Here is a 17,147-nt window from a genome sequence, read left to right on the forward strand (position 1 = left end):
CATGGCGGATCTGACCGGCAAGGTCGCGATAATCACCGGCGCCGCACGCGGCCAGGGCGCGGCCGAGGCCCGGCTGTTCGTCGCGCACGGCGCCCGGGTCGTGCTGACCGACCTGTTGGCGGAGGAGGGCACGAAGATCGCCGCGGAGCTGGGCGAGGCCGCGCGCTTCGTCCGGCACGACGTCTCGGATCCGGCCGACTGGGCCGAGGTGGTCGCCGTCGCCGTCGCCGAGTTCGGCGGCCTCGACATCCTGGTCAACAACGCCGCGATCTACTGGACCAGGGGCTTCGCGGACGAGACGCCCGAGCGGGTCGAGCGCATCCTCCAGGTCAACTTCTTCGGCGTCTGGCACGGGATGCAGGCGGTGCTGCCCGCGATGAAGGAGCGCGGCGGCGGCTCGATCGTCAACATCTCCTCGCAGGCCGGCCTGGAGGGCATGCCGGGGCATGCGGCCTACGGCGCGACCAAGTGGGCCGTACGCGGCCTGTCCAAGACCGTCGCCCTGGAGGTCGGTGAGCACGGCATCCGGGTCAACTCGGTGCACCCGGGCACGATCGACACCCCGATGATCGCCGCGGTCGGCCTGGAACAGGGCGCGGGCCGGTTCCCGTCCGTCCCGCTGCGCCGGATCGCCGCGCCGGAGGAGGTCGCCGAGGTGGTCGCCTTCGTCGCCTCCGACGCGGCGTCCTACCTCACCGGCACCGAGCTGGTGGTCGACGGCGGTGCGATGGCCGGGATGACCCGGCCCGTCGGCAGCTTCTGAATCGCCTCCGGGGTTCGCGGGGAACACACCGCGAACCCCGGAGCCTCCCGGGAGCGGCCCCGGCAAAGGCGTTTGGATGCGGCGCGGGGGAGCGTGTAAAGTACTCGTGGTCGAGCGGGTAAGCCGGTCGGCTCAGTTGAATAGCGGGGCTGTAGCTCAGTTGGTAGAGCGCTTGCATGGCATGCAAGAGGTCCGGAGTTCAATTCTCCGTAGCTCCACAGACAAGACCGCCTCCCGGATCCGTCCGGGAGGCGGTCTTTTTCGTATCCGGGCGCTTCGTGAGTGGGCGGCGGACCAGGCGGGCGCCGGACGGGCGCGGGCAGGGTCGGCGCCGAGTCGGTGGTAAATAGTATGAAAGCCTCGTACCGGGCATTGTCTCTCCGTGACTACGACGAAGGTGAGCGTGCGATGACGGAGAGTCGGTTCTGGGAGCGGGCGATGGACCGGACGATCGTGCCCGGATACAGCCGGATCGGGTACGGGGTGCGCCGGCGGGCCGGGTTCCCCGGCGATCCGGAGCCGGCGGCGCTCAAGGGGCGGACCGTCGTGGTGACCGGCGCGTCCTCCGGCATCGGCGAGGCGGCGGTGACCGGCCTGGCCCGGCTCGGCGCGACCGTGGTCCTGGTCGGACGCGACGAGGAGCGCACCGAGGCGGCCCGTCGGCGGGTGCTGGAGCAGGTCCCGGGCGCCGAGGCGACCGTGCGCCGCTGCGACGTGGGCAGCCTGCCGGACGTGGCCCGGTTCGCCAAGGCACTGCGCTCCGAACACGGCCCGCTGCACGCCCTGGTGCACAACGCCGGCGCGATGCCCGCCGAGCGCACCGAGACCGCCGAGGGACACGAGTTGTCGCTCGCCGTGCACGTGCTCGGGCCGCACCTGCTCAGCCGCCTCGTGGCCGCCGACCCCGCGTCCTGCGCGCGGGTGGTGTGGATGAGCTCGGGCGGGATGTACACCCAGCGATTGCCGGTGGACGACATCGAGTACCAACGCGGCCCGTACCGGGCGGCCGTCGCGTACGCGCGCACCAAGCGCATGCAGGTCGTGCTGACCGAGCTGTGGGCCGAACACCTGGGCGCCGGCGGCCCGGTCGTGCACGCCACCCACCCGGGGTGGGTGGACACCCCGGGCCTGCGTGCGTCGATGCCGACCTTCCGCCGGCTGACCGCGCCCCTGCTGCGCACTCCGGAACAGGGCGCGGACACCGCCGTGTGGTTGTGCGCGGCCGACGAACCGGGCCGCGAGACCGGCCTGTTCTGGCAGGACCGGGCCCCGCGGCCGACCCACTACCGGACGACGACCCGGGAGAGCCGGCCGGACCGGGCCTGGTTCTGGCGCCGCTGCCAGGAACTGACCCACCCGTGGGCGGCCGAGTGCGGCAGCCGCGCGGACCAGGCATAGACCCGGTTCCACCCGGCCCCGACCCCCCGGCGCGGTCACGCGAGCGGGAAGGTGATCCCGTGTTCCTCGACCGGGCGCGGCCCGTGGATGCGGCGGTCGGCCTCGGCGATCACCACGTCGTTGATGCTCGCCTCGCGCCGCCGCATCAGACCGTCCTCGGCGAACTCCCACAACTCGTTGCCGTAGCTGCGCCGGAAGCCGCCCGCGCCGTCGTGCCACTCGTACTGGAAGCGCACCGCGATCCGGTCGGCGGTGTACGCCCACAGTTCCTTGCGCAGTGCGTAGTCGTGCTCGCGGGCCCACTTCTCGGTCAGGAAGGCCACGATCGCCGCACGCCCGGTGACGAACCGGTCGCGATTGCGCCAGACCGAGTCGGGTGTGTACGCGAGCGCGACGCGTTCGGGATCGCGGGTGTTCCAGGCGTCCTCGGCGGCCTGCACCTTGGCCCGCGCGTCGGCCTCGGTGAACGGGGGCAGCGGCGGCTTCACTCGGACCACCCCGACTGCTCGATCACGTCGACGAAGTTCGTCCGCTCGAAGCCCGGTACGAACCGGTCGAGCACATCGGCCTTGACGTTGCCGAACGTGGTCCGCGGGCGGTGTTCGATGCCCTCGGTGAAGGCCCGCAGGATCCGCCGCTTGAAGTCCGGGCGGGGGTGCGCGGCGACCACGGCGGCGCGCGCCGGAGCCGGGATGTCGTCGAGGCCCAAGCCGAGCACGTCCAGCTCGACACCGGCGGTCACCAGCGCCACCTCCGGCTCCATCCGGGTCGGGATTTCGGGGGTGGTGTGCAGCGCGATGGCGGTCCACGCGATCCGCGCGCGGTCGGCGGACAGGCCGTGTCGGAGCAGGAAGTCGCGGGCGGCGTCCGCGCCGTCGAGTTCGAAGCGCTGCTGTGATGCCCGGTACTCGGCGGTCAGCCCGAGGTCGTGGAACATCGCGGCCACGTAGAGCAGTTCGGGGTCGAAGTCCAGACCTCTTCGACGTCCCTGGAGGGCGCCGAAGAGGTACACGCGGCGCGAGTGGTCGTACAGCAGCGGTCCGGCGGTGTCCCGGACCAGTTCGGTGGCCTCCTTGGCCGGCGCGCTGTCGGGGATGTCGACGTCGGCGATGCGGTCGGGCATGAGGGCGGTCCTTTCCGAGATGAGGCGGCTTGTTTCGGTGCCTCGAGCCTCTCTCCGCGTGCCCGATCGGCGCCATGTCCATCCGGACACCGATCCCTCGCATTCGGACACGGCCGGCAGGTAGCGTCGGGGTCATGCGACGAAGGAACGTGGCGGTGCTCGGGTACGACGGGGTCCGGCTGATGGACGTGACCGCGCCCCTGGAGGTGTTCGGCACGGCCGAGCGACTGGGCGGCGCGTACACGCTGACGCTGTGCTCGCCGACCGGCGCGCCGGTGACCACGTCGGCGGGCACCCGGCTGGTGGTGGACGCGGCTGCGACGGAGATCGACGGCGCCCACACGCTGGTCGTGCCGGGGTCGGTCGACTTCCCGCACCAGGCGCCGTCGGCGGAACTCCTGGAGGCGGTGACCGCGCTCGCCGCGACCTCCGGGCGGATCGCGTCGGTGTGCACCGGCGCGTTCCTGCTCGCCCGGGCGGGGCTGCTCGACGGGCGTCGGGCCGTGACGCACTGGCGACACACGGCGATGCTGGCCAGGCGGTATCCGAGCGTCTCGGTCGAGCCGGACGCGATCTTCGTTAGGGACGGCTCGGTCTACACGTCCGCGGGGGTGACCGCCGGCATCGACCTCGCACTGGCCCTGGTCGAGGCCGACGAGGGCGCCGATCTGGCCCGCGAGGTGGCCCGCGACCTGGTGGTGTTCCTGCGCCGACCGGGCGGCCAATCGCAGTTCTCGGTCCCCTCCCGGGCCCGCGCCGGCGCCGACGACCCGCTGCGCCCGGTCCTGGACGCGGTGGCCGCGGACCCGACGGCCGACCACTCGCTGCCCGCACTCGCCCGGCTGAGCGGCTTCAGCCCACGCCACCTCACCCGCCTGTTCCACGAGCGGGTCGGCTCGACCCCGGCGGTCTACGTCGAGGCCGTGCGCATCGAAGCAGCCCAATCCCTCCTGGCCGCCGGCGCCACCGTCACCGCCGCCGCCACCCACAGCGGCCTGGGCAGCGACGAGTCGCTCCGCCGAGCCTTCCTCCGCCGCCTCGGCATCACCCCCTCCACCTACCGCGCCCGCTTCCGCACCACGGCGTAGCCCCTCGCCCCATGCCACTCCGCACGATTGCGTTCGATCGTGTGCGGGCACCGGAGGCGGGTGACCGTCGGACTCGGGCTGGGCCTCGTCATCGCGTGGTACGCGCTGCGCGGTCTCGCCCGCCGTTGGGGCTGGGCCCGGTACTGCGTGCGGGTGCTGAGCCCGTGGACCGCACGGTTGCACGCGTGGGTGTTGTCCGCGCCGATCACCTTCACCTACATCGCCGTCTTCACCGCGTCCACCGTGGTGCAACGCACGTCGCCACCCCGGCTGATCGACCTGCTCACCAAGCTGAACAGCACCAACCTGCTCCGGCTCGGCGACGATCCGCTGGAGGCGCTGCTCACCAGCGCGTTCTGGGTCGCCGACCACGGCTCGGGACTGGCTACCTACGTGGTCGTGTTCGGCACCCTGGTGGCCTGGGCGGAACGCCGCTACGGGTCGCCCAGGATGTTGCTGATCGGGGCGAGCGCGCACGTGTTCGGGTCGTTGTTGACGGCCGCCGTGGAGAAGGGGGCGATCGAGGCGGGCCGTCTCCCGGACAAAATCGCGTTCGCGACCGACGTCGGGGTGAGCTACGTCGAGGTGGGCTCGTGCGCGGCGGCGGTGCTGATCATGTCCGGCTGGATCCGGCTCGCGGGCGCCGCGGTGATGTTCGTCTCGGTCGGCCTGCCGGTGATCGTGGACCACACCATCTGGGACTTCGGCCACCTGTTCGCGACGCTGTGCGGCCTCACCGCCGCGGTGCTGCTGCGGATGGTCGGGCCGCTGCGCAAACCGGCGCCGCTGCGGACCCCCTTGGTCGTGAGCACTGCGGCCGACCCGGTAGACTTGTGACGTATTCACGCGGGGCTGTAGCTCAGTTGGTAGAGCGCTTGCATGGCATGCAAGAGGTCCGGAGTTCAATTCTCCGTAGCTCCACGGCAATCCCGAAGGCCGCTTCCCTCAGGAAGCGGCCTTCGGTCGTTGCGGGCCGCCCGATCGTTTCGCGCCTGCCCGGTCGGTTCGGCCCGCCCGATCGGCTCGCCGAGTGCTACCGGTCCAGACCCGCGAAGAACTCCCGGACGTCGCCGATCAGCAGCTCCGGCTGCTCCAGCGACAGGAAGTTGCCGCCGCGCTCGAACTCGGTCCAGCGCACCACGTTGTGGTCGCGATCGGCGAACCGACGGATCGCCACGTCCTGCGGCAGCGCCACGGCCACCGCGGTCGGTACCGTGCCGCGCTCCTTGGGTGCCCACGCACTCGGGTCGTGCGCCGTCTCGTAGTAGAGGTTGGCCGAGGAACCGGCCGTGCCGGTGAACCAGTAGAGGCTGATGTTCGTGAGCAGGGTGTCCCGGTCCACCGCGTGCTCGGGCAGCTCGCTCGCGGTGTCCGTCCACTCCTTGAACTTCTCCACGATCCACGCCAGCTGGCCGACCGGGGAGTCGTGCAGCCCGTGGGCGAGCGTCTGCGGCCGGGTCGACTGGATCGCGTTGAAGCCCATCTTGTCGTCCCGGAACTCCTGGAGCCGGGCGAGCCTGGACTGCTCGCCCTCGGTCAACCCGACGAAGTCGGCCGGGTCCTCGGACGGGAAGGTGACCAGGCCGTTGACGTGGATCCCGATGATGTTCTCCGGCGCGATCCGACCCATCTCACCCGCGATCCACGCACCGCCGCCGTTGCCCTGAACGCCGTAGCGCGCGTAGCCCAGGCGCGCCATCAACGCGGTGAACGCACCCGCGATCCGGCCGGTGTTCCAGCCGGGACCGGACAACGGGCCGGAGAAGCCGACCCCCGGGGTGTCGGTGACCACGACGTGGAAGTCGCGCGACAGCGGCTCGATCACGTCGACGAACTGCACGAACGAGCCCGGCCAGTCGTGGATCAACAACAGCGCGGGAGCGTCGGCCCGGGCCGAGCGCACGTGTGCGAAGTGGATGTCTTGGCCGTCGATTTCGGTGACGAACTGCGGGAACTCGTTCAGCCGGGCCTCCGCCTTGCGCCAGTCGAATCCGTCCGCCCAGTACGCGGCCAGTTCCCGGAGGTAGTCCGCCGGCACCCCGCGCGTCCAGCCGGGCACGCCCGGGACGTCGGCGGCCCAGCGGGTGCGGGCGAGGCGATCGCGCAGGTCGTCGAGATCGGCCTGGGCGATTTCGATCCGGAAGGGGCGGATCGCGGTGGCGTCGGCGGTGGCGGTCTCGGCTGCGGTGTTGCTGCTGGTCTCCATGAGAAGAAGACTAGGATCCCATTAGGAACACTACGTTCCCATACAAGCGTCAGGCTGAGAAAATGTTGGAAACCTCCGCGCGCCTGCTGCGCCTGTTGTCCCTGCTCCAGACCTCGCGCGAGTGGCCAGGTTCGGAACTGGCCGAACGCCTGGGCGTGACCGGTCGCACGATCCGCAAGGACGTCGAGCGGCTGCGCGAACTCGGCTACCCGGTCGATGCCACCCGCGGGTCCACCGGCGGCTATCGGCTGGCCGCCGGCGCCGCGATGCCGCCGCTGCTGCTGACCGACGACGAGGCGGTCGCGGTCACCATCGGGCTGGGCACGGTCGCCCGAGGCGCGATGGCGGGCATGGAGGAAACCGCGATACAGGCACTGGCCAAACTGGAACAGGTACTGCCGGCGCGGCTGCGCCGACGGGTGCGGACGTTGCAGCGGTACGCGGTGCCGGTGCCCGCGGACCGGCCGAGCGCGAAGGTGGACACCGACGTGCTCACCGCCCTGGTCGCGGCCTGCCGGGACCGCGAGCGGCTGCGCCTGGACTACCTCGACCACGCCGGCGGGGTCACCCGGCGCACCGTCGAGCCGCAACGCGTGGTCAACTGGGGCCGACGCTGGTATCTGGTCGCGTGGGACGTGGATCGCGACGACTGGCGCACCTTCCGGGTCGACCGGATCACCCCGCGCACCCCGACCGGCCCCAGGTTCGCGCCGCGCGAGGACCCGGACGGCGACGCGGCGACCTACGTCGCGGGCAAGGTCTCCGCCGCCGCGTGGCGCCACCGCGCCCGGGTCCTCGTCCACGCGCCCGCCGCCGAGGTCCTGGACCGGATCAACCCGGCCGTCGGCACGGTCGAACCGATCGACGCCGACACCTGCGTCCTGGACACCGGCGCCGACTCCCTCGACAACCTGGCCGTGCACCTGGGCATGCTCGGCCACGACTTCGACGTCACCGACCCCCCGGAACTGGTCACCCACCTACGCACCTTGGCCACCCGCTACGCCCGAGCGACACCGCCTGATCCGCCGCGGGCGTGAACACTCAGCGCACCAGCGAGGCCAAGTCGATGTCGATCGCGAACGGTACGAGCAGTTCGAGCCGCACCCGCTCGATGGCCGTCGCCACGTACGTACCCGTGGCCGGCTCCAACTCGAAAACGTGGACCACCGGGAGGTTGTTCTCCTCCTCGATCCGCCAGAAATGCGGGATGCCGGCCTTCGCATACTTGAGCGGCTTGGTATCGCGATCTCGTTCCTCGGATTCGTCCGACACGATCTCGACGACGAGGACCACGTCCGCGGCCACGTGATGCGTGCGGTTCGAGTCGTAGGGCACGTTGGCGACCAACACATCCGGTTCGGGCCGATTGCGCTTGCCGAGCTTGACGGCCATCTCCATCTCGACGACGAAGCCGAGAGGCGCGTGCTCGTCCAGAGCCTGCCACAGGCGGCCCATGACCCGACCATGAAAACTACGCCGCGGCGACATCATGAAGACCAGTGCTCCGTCGATCAATTCGATATGGCGGGGAGCGTCGGCGGGCAGCGAATCCAGGTCGTCGGCCGTCCAGCCCCCGGGGTTCGGCGGATACATCCAGTCGGGCAGTGTCGTCACAGCTGTGGCTCCCTTCGGGTTCTTTCAGGGTACGGGCCCGGGCTCCGCCCGTCGCATGGCTCATCGATCGTCACCTCGAAGAGCGAAAGCCCCCGCTCGGCGCGCCGGGTGCGCTTGGATGGCCGGAATCGACGGGAGCCCCGATCGGTCGGATCCGAGCGGGCGCCGGCGGGGCGGGTGAGCGGGCGCGACCGGTTCCGCGGGCACCGGGTGATCACGATTGAGGTCTTTCCCGTCACGGTTGCGTGACGGGTCGAACGAGTGGGCGAATGGTCCGGTTTCCGGCCAGTAGTGTCGCCGGACGTGACCCTCACCGCAGTACTCGTGCTGGTGCTCGCGAGCCTGCTCGCGGTCGCCGATTGGGTGGTCGTCGCCCGGGGACGTCTCCCGCTCGATCGGCTCCCCCTCGATCGCCTCCTGAAGGCCGCGGTGATCTGTGCCCTGGTGGTCGTCGTCTGGTCGTTCGACGAGGTCGACGGGGCACTGCGCGCGCTGTTCAGCGTCGCGCTCGCGCTGTCGCTGCTGCGTGACCTGCTCGCCCCGCGCTGGTTCGCCGGCGCGGTCGCGGCCTCGCTGCTCGCCCACGTCGGCTACGTGGCGGGCTTCCAACGCATGGGGTGGTCCTGGTTGTGGGCCGCCGCCGGCATCGTGGTCGTGCTCTTTGCGGCGGCTGCCTACGCGGTGCGCCTGGTCACCGGCGCACGCGAGAGCGCGCCCACCTACGTCGGCATGGTGCTGCTCTACGTCGGCGTGGTCTCGCTGATGGTGGTCGCCGCGGCGGCCACCGGCCGACCGAGTGCGGTGGCCGGCGCGTTCCTGTTCTACGTCTCCGACACCCTGGTCGGCTGGAACCGGTTCCGTGCCCCGACGCCGTACGCGCCGGTGTTGATCGTGGTCGCCTATCACCTCGCCCAGATGTTGCTGGTGTTGTCGCTGTCCACCGGGCCGGCTCCGGGGCTGTGACCGTGGCGGCGCGGGGCCCGGGACCGGGGTGGGGCGAGGATGGCGCCCCGGGATCGTGGCGGCGGCTGGTGCCGCCACCGGGCCGCCTCGGGATCGTGACCGCGTGGGCCGGGCGCTGCCACCGGGCCGCGACCGTATTGAAGTAACCTCATGCCGCCTGCGGTAACCTGAGGGCATGCGTGCCGTACTGCTGCTTACCGGGCCGCGCTGAGCAGGCCGGGTGGAGGACCGCTCCCACCCGACTCGGCGCGGCGACCCCTCCTGAGCGAGGGGTCTTTTCGTTTCCAGAAACGGTCGCTTCGCGCAAGCGACGAAACCGGAAGCAGCCGAAGGCTGCCCACACCCCGATGGTTGAGGACGATGACCGAGATGACGCAGGGTTCTGCCGGCAACACCGACGCCCCGACCGAGCCCTACCGCTACAACGCCGTCCTGGCCGGCGACATCGAGGCGCGGTGGCAGGACCGTTGGGAGGCCGACGGCACGTTCGAGGCGCCGAACCCGGCCGGCCCGCTGGCCGAGCCGGAGAAGGTCGCCGGCCGGCCCAAGATGATGGTGATGGACATGTTCCCGTACCCCTCGGGTGTGGGCCTGCATGTCGGACACCCGCTGGGCTTCATCGCGACCGACGTATACGCCCGGTTCAAGCGCATGACCGGCCACAACGTGCTGCACACCCTGGGCTACGACGCGTTCGGCCTGCCCGCCGAGCAGTACGCGGTGCAGACCGGCACGCACCCGCGGGTGACCACCGAGGCGAACATCGCCAACATGCGCCGCCAGCTGCGCCGGCTGGGCCTGGGCCACGACCAGCGCCGCTCGGTGGCCACCACCGACCCGGCGTATTACCGCTGGACGCAGTGGATCTTCCTGCAGATCTTCAACTCCTGGTACGACCCCGAGGCGCCCGGCGCGGACGGCGGCGTCGGTCGTGCCCGCCCGATCGCCGAACTGGTCGAGCAGTTCGAGAAGGGCGACCGGGCCACTCCGGACGGGCGCGCGTGGGCCGACCTGACCGGCACCGAGCGCTCGGCCGTGCTGGACGAGTACCGCCTGGCGTACGTCTCGCAGGCCCCGGTCAACTGGGCGCCGGGCCTGGGCACCGTGCTGGCCAACGAGGAGGTCACCGCCGACGGCCGCAGCGAGCGCGGCAACTTCCCCGTGTTCAAGTCCAACCTGCGGCAGTGGATGATGCGGATCACCGCGTACTCCGACCGCCTGCTGGGCGACCTGGACAAGCTGGACTGGCCCGAGCCGATCAAGATCATGCAGCGCAACTGGATCGGCCGATCCGAGGGCGCCAAGGTCTCCTTCGCCACCGACGCGGCGCCGATCGAGGTCTTCACGACCCGGCCCGACACGCTGTTCGGCGCCACCTACATGGTGCTGGCGCCGGAGCACGAACTGGTCGACGCCATCGTTGCGGACGCCTGGCCCGAGGGCATCCCGGCGGTGTGGACGGGCGGCGCGGCCACCCCCGCCGAGGCGGTCGCGGCGTACCGCCGCTTCGCCGGCTCCAAGAGCGACGTCGAGCGACAGACCGAGGGCAAGGACAAGACCGGCGTCTTCACCGGCGCCTATGCGACCAACCCGGTCGACGGCGCGCGGGTGCCGGTCTTCATCGCCGACTACGTGCTGATGGGCTACGGCACCGGCGCGATCATGGCGGTGCCCGCGCACGACCACCGCGACTTCGAGTTCGCGCGCGCCTTCGAGCTGCCGATCCGCTGCGTGGTGCAGCCCACCGACGACCGCTCGATCGACGACACCACGGACTGGGCCGACGCGTTCGTGTCCTACGACGCGAAGCTGGTGAACAGCTCCGGCGAGGGCATCTCCCTGGACGGCCTGGGCGTGGTCGACGCCAAGAAGGCGATCACCGAGTGGCTGGCCGAGCGCGGCATCGGCGAGGGCACGATCAACTTCAAGCTGCGCGACTGGCTGTTCTCCCGGCAGCGTTACTGGGGCGAGCCGTTCCCGATCGTGTTCGACGAGGACGGTGTCGCGCACGCGCTGCCGGACTCGATGCTGCCGGTCGAACTGCCCGAGATCGACGACTACCGCCCGCGCACCTTCGACCCGGACGACGCGGACACCAAGCCGGAGACGCCGCTGTCGCGCAACGCCGACTGGGTGAACGTCACGCTGGACCTGGGCGACGGGCCCCGGCAGTATCGCCGCGAGACCAACACCATGCCCAACTGGGCCGGTTCGTGCTGGTACGAGCTGCGCTACCTGGACCCGACCAACACCGAGGTGCTGGTCGACCCCGAGGTCGAGAAGTACTGGATGGGGCCGAAGCACGAGGGCCACACCGGCGGCGTGGACCTGTACGTCGGCGGCGTCGAGCACGCGGTGCTGCACCTGCTGTACTCGCGCTTCTGGCACAAGGTGCTGTTCGACCTGGGCCACGTGTCCTCGTCCGAGCCGTTCCACAAGCTGTTCAACCAGGGCTACATCCAGGCGTTCGCGTACAAGGACGAGCGCGGCGTGTACGTCGAGGCGAGCGAAGTCGAGGAGCGGGACGGGAAGTTCTTCCTGGGCGAGCAGGCGGTCAGCCGCGAGTACGGGAAGATGGGCAAGTCGCTGAAGAACTCGGTGACGCCCGACCAGATGGCCGAGGAGTACGGCGCGGACACGCTGCGCCTGTACGAGATGTCGATGGGCCCACTGGAGATCTCCCGGCCGTGGGACACCCGCGCGGTGGTCGGCTCGTACCGCTTCCTGCAGCGGCTGTGGCGCAACATCGTGGACGAGCGCACGGGCGCGCCGACCGTGGTCGACGAGCCGGCCGACGAGGCCACGCTGCGGGCCACCCACAAGGCGATCGACGGCATGCGGCGGGACATGGACGCGCTGCGCTTCAACACCGCCATCGCCAAGGCGATCGAACTGAACAACGCGCTGGTCAAGCTGCCGGCCGTGCCGCGCGAGATCGCGGAGAAGCTGGTCCTGATGGTCGCGCCGCTGGTGCCGCACGTGGCCGAGGAGCTGTGGTCCCGGCTGGGGCACGGCGACACGGTCACCTACGAGGCGTTCCCGCAGGCGGACCCGGCCTACCTGGTCGAGGACACGGTCACCTGCGTCGTGCAGATCAAGGGCAAGGTACGGGCCCGCCTGGAGGTCCCGCCGAGCATCGGCGAGGACGAGCTGAAGGCGCTGGCGCTGGCCGACCCGACGGTGCTGTCCGCGCTGGACGGGGCCGGGGTGCGGATGGTGATCGTCAAGCCGCCGAAGCTGGTGAACATCGTTCCGGCTTAGGGCGGTGGGGGTCGCGGTCGGTGGGGTCGGCTGGCGTCGGTTGGTCGGTGGGTCGGTTGGTCGGTGGGTCGGTTGGCATCGGTCGGGGTCGGGTGGTCGGCTGGCGTCGGTCGGTGGGAGTCGGTCGGGGTCGGGTCGGCCGGTCGGGTGGGTCGGTCGCTTGCCGGGTGGGGTGGTCGGTGGGAGCCGACCGCCTGTTCGGTGGGCGGTCGGCTGTGCGTGGTGGGCGATTTCCGGGCTGTGTCCGGATGGCTTCCGGTCGGCTTCCGGTCGGCTTCCGTCGGTGGGGGCGGCCGCTCGTTCGCTGGGCGGTCGGCCGTGCGCGGTAAGCGATTTCCGGGCTGTGTCCGGACCGTTTCCGGTCGGTGACGATCAGTCTGGAACGCGGTGTTTTCCGCCGCGTGCGTATCGGAGCGGCCGAGCGGCGTTAGTGTGAGGGGACACCTTCCGGCCCCGACCAGGCAGGAGACGCCTCGTGGCCCTCGCCGACGTTCCCGCGACCACCGACTCGTTGGCCGATGGCGCCGAGACCCTCGGCGTGGTGCTGGGCGCCGGTGTGCTCGCGTGTCTCGTGCTCGTGGGCGTGGTGGTGGGCCTGATCACGATGACGCGGCGGGCGGTGCGTCGCCGGATCGACCGGCACGCGCCCCGGGTCCGCGGCCTCGTGGAGGACGCCACATCCAAGGCTCGTGCGTACACCCTCACGGGTGGTGCGGGCGAGGCGGCGCGCATGCGCGGGTCGGTGCGGCGTTCGCTGGACCAGACCCGCCGGGTGCTGGAAGCGGGCTACGCGCAGGACGCGCAGCTCTCCGACGCGGTCGCGCTGCTGCGCCGGCTGGACGAATTCGCCAAGGCCCTGGACACCGATCTCAAGCTGGTCGAGCGCGAGCCCGATCGGGACCGGGTCGCCCGCGAGTTGCCCGGCCTCAAGGACCGCGCGGACCGCATCGAGCACGCCGCGGCCTCGTTGCGGTGGGCCGTCCAGGATCGCGAACGCCACTTGGGCGAGGACGAGTTGGACCGGCTCGGCACGGACGTCGAGCGCGAGGCCGCGGCCCTGCGCGCACACGCGGACGAGAGCCGATCCGAGACCAAGCGGCTGACCTGAGCAGCCGCCGCCGGCGGGCCCCGACGACGGGACGCGCCGGCCGCACCGCGGCGCGCGTCACCCGCGCGTCGGGGCGTGGCATGGTGACCGAATATTGAATGTGGTGTCTCGACTCAGCGACCCGACACGGGGTAGCCGAGACACCGACCCCGCCCCCCTGTCGTCTCACATCCGGGTGGTTGCCCGCTCATGCCGACGATGCCGACCGATCTTGCCGTGGTCACGGACTCCACGGCCTACCTACCCGAGGAGCTCGTGGAGCGGCACCGCCTCGTGGTGGTCCCGCTCAAGGTCGTCCTGCGCGGACGGCCGCTGGACGACGGCATCGAGGCCACGCCCGCCCAACTCACCGACGCGCTGCGCGGGCGCCGGGTGGTGACCACGTCGCGCCCGGCGCCCGAGACGTTTGCCGAGGTCTATCGCGAACTCGCCGAGAAGGGCGCGACGGGCATCGTCTCGATCCACCTCTCCGGCGAGTTGTCCGGCACGTACGAGGCCGCGCTGCTCGCGGCGCGGGACGCCGAGGTGCCGGTGCGCGTGGTGGACTCGCGCACGCTGGGCATGGGGATGGGCTTCTCCGTGCTGGCCGCGGCCGAGGCGGCGGCCGACGGCGCATCCCTGGAGGAGGCGGCGATCGCGGCGGAGAAGCGCGCGCAGACCACGTCCGCGCTGTTCTACGTGGACACGCTGGAGTATCTGCGCCGGGGCGGGCGGATCGGGGCGGCGGCAGCGTTCATGGGCACGGCGCTGGCGGTCAAGCCGCTGTTGCACGTGAGCGACGGGTTGATCGGGCCGCTGGAGAAGGTCCGCACGGCGACGCGCGCGATCAGCCGACTGGAGGAGTTGGCCGTGGAGCGGGCGGGGGCCGGGGAGGTCGACGTCGCGGTGCATCATCTGGCCAGTCCGGAGCGCGCGGAGGCGCTGGCCGGGCGGTTGCGGGAGCGGTTGCCCGGGCTGGGGGAGCTGTATGTGAGCGAGGTGGGCGCGGTGATCGGGGCGCATGCGGGACCGGGGTTGTTGGCGGTGGTGGTTTCGCCTCGGTGAGGGGGTGTGGGGGTGGGGCGGGGGTGGTGGGGGTGGATGGGGTCGGGTTGCTCGGGGCTGGGTCGGGTTGCTCGGGGTGCTCGGGGTGCGATGGGGCTGGGTTGGGGTTGGGGTGGGGGTTGGTTCACCCACGTGGGTGGGTTCCGTTTCCACAACCTGCCGGGTTGTGCACAGGCGGGTTCGGTGAGCGGGAGCGGGTGAGCGGGGAGACCTAGCTTCGAGGCATGTCCGGATCGCCGTCCTCGTTTCCGTCATCGCCACCGCCTTCGTCACCGCCCTCGTCGCCGTTCTCGTCACCGCCCCCGTTCTCGTCGCCGTCGCCGTCCTTCACCTATTCGCCGCCGCCCGGCTTTTCGGATCTCGGGCGTTCGGCGCCGTCCACCGGATATGCGTCCGGACTCTCGGGTCGCGCCTCGCCCGGCCGTGCCACCCCTGCTCGTGCCTCCCCTGATCGTGAGTCGCCCGATCTTGCGTCGCCCGGTCATGCGTCCTCGGCGTTGCCGCGGTCGAGTGCCGAGCGGGTCGCCGCGCTGCTCGCGTCGGGGGAGCCGGATGCTCTTCGGGGGCCGGCCCCCGGGCGGCGGATGGCCGAGGCGGTCGCGGATCGGCTGCCGGCTCGACTGAGGGTGGGCGTGGATCGGCGTGCGGTGGCCGCGGTCGCGGTGCTCGCACTGGTGGCGGTTGCCCTCGCGGTGGGCGGATGGTGGCGGGCACGTCCGCAGAGTGTGGCGGCGCCCGCGCCGGCCGGGCAGGCGACGGGCGTCCCGGCGCCGGGGTTCGCGACGTCGGCAGGCCCGCCGGCGCCGTCGTCGGCTGCCGGACCGGCGCCCGCGGTCGGGCCGATCACGGTGCACGTGGCCGGGAAGGTGGCGCGTCCGGGGGTGGTGGTGTTGCCGCCGGGGGCGCGGGTGGCGGACGCGGTACAGGCCGCGGGAGGTGCGCTGCCGGCGGCGGATCTGGCCACGCTGAACCTGGCCCGCCCACTGGCCGACGGTGAACAGATCCCGGTCGGCGTCCCGGGCGCCCCGGTCCAGGTCGCCCCGACCCCGACGGGTGGCCCGACGGCTCCGGGCGCGCTCGTCGACATCAATGCGGCAACGGCCGAACAACTGGAGCAACTCCCCGGCGTAGGGCCGGTCCTGGCTCGCCAAATCATCGAGAAACGCACCCAACTCGGCCGCTTCGCCACGATCGACCAGCTCCGCCAAATCCGCGGAATCGGCGAGCGGAAGTACAGCGACCTGAAACCAAAGGTCCGAGTATGAGCGGTCTGCTCGCAGGCATGGATCGCCCGGCCGCCTGCCCGGCAGTGCACCGCAACCGTGGGCTCTGCCCGTTGCCGGCCTGCGAGGGGCGCGGAACGCGGCCGTCGGTGGGTTGCGGAGTCGGGATGGGCTCGATGATGGGGCAGGAGCGCGGGGTCAGGTCGGGTCCGGTCCGAGTCGGCACATCCGTGGCCTTGGTGGCCTTCGTGGCCTCCGTGCCGAAACGTGACGGGGGGTGCGGGCGGGGACGCTCTCGGCCCGACCGGGACGTGATTGCCGCTCATGGTCCGTAGCCGTCCGACCCCCGCCGGCCGGCGCGAGCGTTCGGCGGATGCTCGGCTGCTTCCCGGCGCGATCGCCGCCTGGGCAGCGGCGTGGACCGCGCCCCTGGTTCCCCTCTGGGCCACCGCGACCACGAGCGCCTGCGCAGTCCTCGGCGCCGCCGCGCTCGCACGTGTGCCCACCGTCCGTCGCCGGGCGGTCCTTGCCGTCGTCCTCGTATGCCTCGCGGCCGGCGGCCTGGTGGCCGGCCTGCGCACCGCCGCCGACCGGGCCGGCCCCGTCGCCGCCGCTGCCCGCCATCGCACCGAGGCCACCGTCGACCTGACCGTACGCACCGACCCGGAACGTCGGGTCACCCGCGTCCGAGGCAACGAACTCGGCCAACCACCCACGATCTTCGCCGCGCGCATCGACCACCTGAGCACCACACCCACCCCACCGACCCGAACCACCTCATCGACCCGACCCAACCCACCGACCCAACCCGGCCGCCCCGACCCGACAGGCAACCTGGTCCAGCCCGACCAACCAGCCCAACCCGGCCCAGCCGGCGGCCGATCCGACCTGGGGGGACCCTTCAGCGAACCGGCCCAGGCCGGCCGGCTTGATCCGGTTGGGAGCCGATTCGGCCCAGGCGGCAGCCGATCCGCCCGATCCGACCTGGGGGGACCCTTCAGCGAACCGGCCCAGGCCGGCCGGCTTGATCCGGCTGGGAGCCGATTCGGCCGATCCGACCTGTCGGACCACTTCGGCGGACCGGTCCGAGTGGGCCGGCCTGACCCAATCGGGAGCCCATCCGGCCGACTCGACTGGTTGGGCCGCTTGGGTCAACCCGACCTGGCCGGCAGCCGATCCGACCCATCGGGCAACCTGGCCCGGTCCGGCCGACCTGCCCAACCAGGCCTGGCTGGCGGCCGATTCGACCTGTCGGGCCACTTCGGCGGGCCAGTCGAACTCGGCCCAGCCGGTAGCCGATCCGGCCGACCCGGCCCCTTGGGCCCGAGTGGACCGAGTGGACCGAGTGGCCCG

At 71.7% G+C, this 17,147-nt stretch carries 14 protein-coding genes and 2 tRNA genes; 12 read left to right on the forward strand and 4 right to left on the reverse strand.

The genetic code is table 11. The features are described from left to right. The first annotated feature begins 1 nt into the window (after position 1). From ACZOOI_RS20225 to ACZOOI_RS20235, 3 genes are all read left to right on the forward strand, one after another. The gene (locus ACZOOI_RS20225) at positions 2–763 is read left to right on the forward strand and encodes an SDR family NAD(P)-dependent oxidoreductase (protein ID WP_465277166.1); all 762 of its coding nucleotides are present in this window, start codon (positions 2–4) and stop codon (positions 761–763) included. 145 nt (positions 764–908) lie between these two features. Further along, positions 909–981: transfer RNA gene (locus ACZOOI_RS20230), tRNA-Ala, on the forward strand. Positions 982–1,171: 190 nt separating this feature from the next. Beyond that, complete coding sequence (locus tag ACZOOI_RS20235; RefSeq protein ID WP_465277167.1) at positions 1,172–2,161, forward strand: SDR family NAD(P)-dependent oxidoreductase; 990 nt, start codon at positions 1,172–1,174, stop codon at positions 2,159–2,161. A gap of 35 nt (positions 2,162–2,196) precedes the next feature. On the opposite strand, the gene ACZOOI_RS20240 is transcribed toward ACZOOI_RS20235, so the two are convergent. Continuing rightward, positions 2,197–2,649: a nuclear transport factor 2 family protein gene (locus ACZOOI_RS20240; protein ID WP_396005384.1), complete on the reverse strand. Its 453-nt coding sequence runs from the start codon at positions 2,647–2,649 to the stop codon at positions 2,197–2,199. Further along, a complete protein-coding gene (locus ACZOOI_RS20245) occupies positions 2,646–3,284 on the reverse strand; it encodes an HD domain-containing protein (RefSeq protein WP_465277168.1) in 639 nt (212 codons plus the stop codon). Before ACZOOI_RS20245 ends, ACZOOI_RS20240 begins: the two co-directional genes overlap by 4 nt. Positions 3,285–3,418: 134 nt before the next feature. On the opposite strand from ACZOOI_RS20245, the gene ACZOOI_RS20250 reads away from it, so the two are divergent. The 3 genes from ACZOOI_RS20250 (at position 3,419) to ACZOOI_RS20260 (ending at position 5,293) form a co-directional block, all read left to right on the forward strand. Then, positions 3,419–4,372 (forward strand): GlxA family transcriptional regulator, encoded by a 954-nt coding sequence (locus tag ACZOOI_RS20250; RefSeq protein WP_465277169.1) that lies wholly within the window; start codon positions 3,419–3,421, stop codon positions 4,370–4,372. 60 nt (positions 4,373–4,432) lie between these two features. Then, positions 4,433–5,209 (forward strand): rhomboid-like protein, encoded by a 777-nt coding sequence (locus tag ACZOOI_RS20255; protein WP_465277170.1) that lies wholly within the window; start codon positions 4,433–4,435, stop codon positions 5,207–5,209. A gap of 11 nt (positions 5,210–5,220) precedes the next feature. Next, positions 5,221–5,293: transfer RNA gene (locus tag ACZOOI_RS20260), tRNA-Ala, on the forward strand. A gap of 112 nt (positions 5,294–5,405) precedes the next feature. Here the strand turns inward: ACZOOI_RS20260 and ACZOOI_RS20265 are convergent. Further along, the gene (locus ACZOOI_RS20265) at positions 5,406–6,578 is read right to left on the reverse strand and encodes an epoxide hydrolase family protein (RefSeq protein ID WP_465277171.1); all 1,173 of its coding nucleotides are present in this window, start codon (positions 6,576–6,578) and stop codon (positions 5,406–5,408) included. Positions 6,579–6,640: 62 nt separating this feature from the next. Between ACZOOI_RS20265 and ACZOOI_RS20270 the strand changes: the two genes are divergently transcribed. Continuing rightward, positions 6,641–7,618: a helix-turn-helix transcriptional regulator gene (locus tag ACZOOI_RS20270; RefSeq protein ID WP_465277172.1), complete on the forward strand. Its 978-nt coding sequence runs from the start codon at positions 6,641–6,643 to the stop codon at positions 7,616–7,618. Between the two features lie 4 nt (positions 7,619–7,622). On the opposite strand, the gene ACZOOI_RS20275 is transcribed toward ACZOOI_RS20270, so the two are convergent. Continuing rightward, positions 7,623–8,195, reverse strand: coding sequence for a Uma2 family endonuclease (locus ACZOOI_RS20275; RefSeq protein ID WP_465277173.1), 573 nt, complete (start codon positions 8,193–8,195; stop codon positions 7,623–7,625). Positions 8,196–8,498: 303 nt separating this feature from the next. Between ACZOOI_RS20275 and ACZOOI_RS20280 the strand changes: the two genes are divergently transcribed. The 5 genes from ACZOOI_RS20280 (at position 8,499) to ACZOOI_RS20300 (ending at position 15,836) form a co-directional block, all read left to right on the forward strand. Further along, positions 8,499–9,158: a lysoplasmalogenase family protein gene (locus tag ACZOOI_RS20280; RefSeq protein ID WP_391582868.1), complete on the forward strand. Its 660-nt coding sequence runs from the start codon at positions 8,499–8,501 to the stop codon at positions 9,156–9,158. Between the two features lie 360 nt (positions 9,159–9,518). Next, positions 9,519–12,419: a leucine--tRNA ligase gene (leuS, locus tag ACZOOI_RS20285; RefSeq protein ID WP_465277174.1), complete on the forward strand. Its 2,901-nt coding sequence runs from the start codon at positions 9,519–9,521 to the stop codon at positions 12,417–12,419. 475 nt (positions 12,420–12,894) lie between these two features. Continuing rightward, a complete protein-coding gene (locus ACZOOI_RS20290; RefSeq protein WP_465277175.1) occupies positions 12,895–13,527 on the forward strand; it encodes a hypothetical protein in 633 nt (210 codons plus the stop codon). A 198-nt stretch (positions 13,528–13,725) separates the two neighbouring features. Next, positions 13,726–14,571 carry a DegV family protein gene (locus tag ACZOOI_RS20295; protein ID WP_465277176.1) on the forward strand — a complete coding sequence of 282 codons (846 nt, stop codon included), beginning with the start codon at positions 13,726–13,728 and terminating at the stop codon, positions 14,569–14,571. A gap of 497 nt (positions 14,572–15,068) precedes the next feature. Then, a complete protein-coding gene (locus ACZOOI_RS20300) occupies positions 15,069–15,836 on the forward strand; it encodes a helix-hairpin-helix domain-containing protein (protein ID WP_465277177.1) in 768 nt (255 codons plus the stop codon). The last annotated feature ends 1,311 nt before the right edge of the window (positions 15,837–17,147 follow it).

The organism is Embleya sp. L77 (assembly GCF_055557415.1).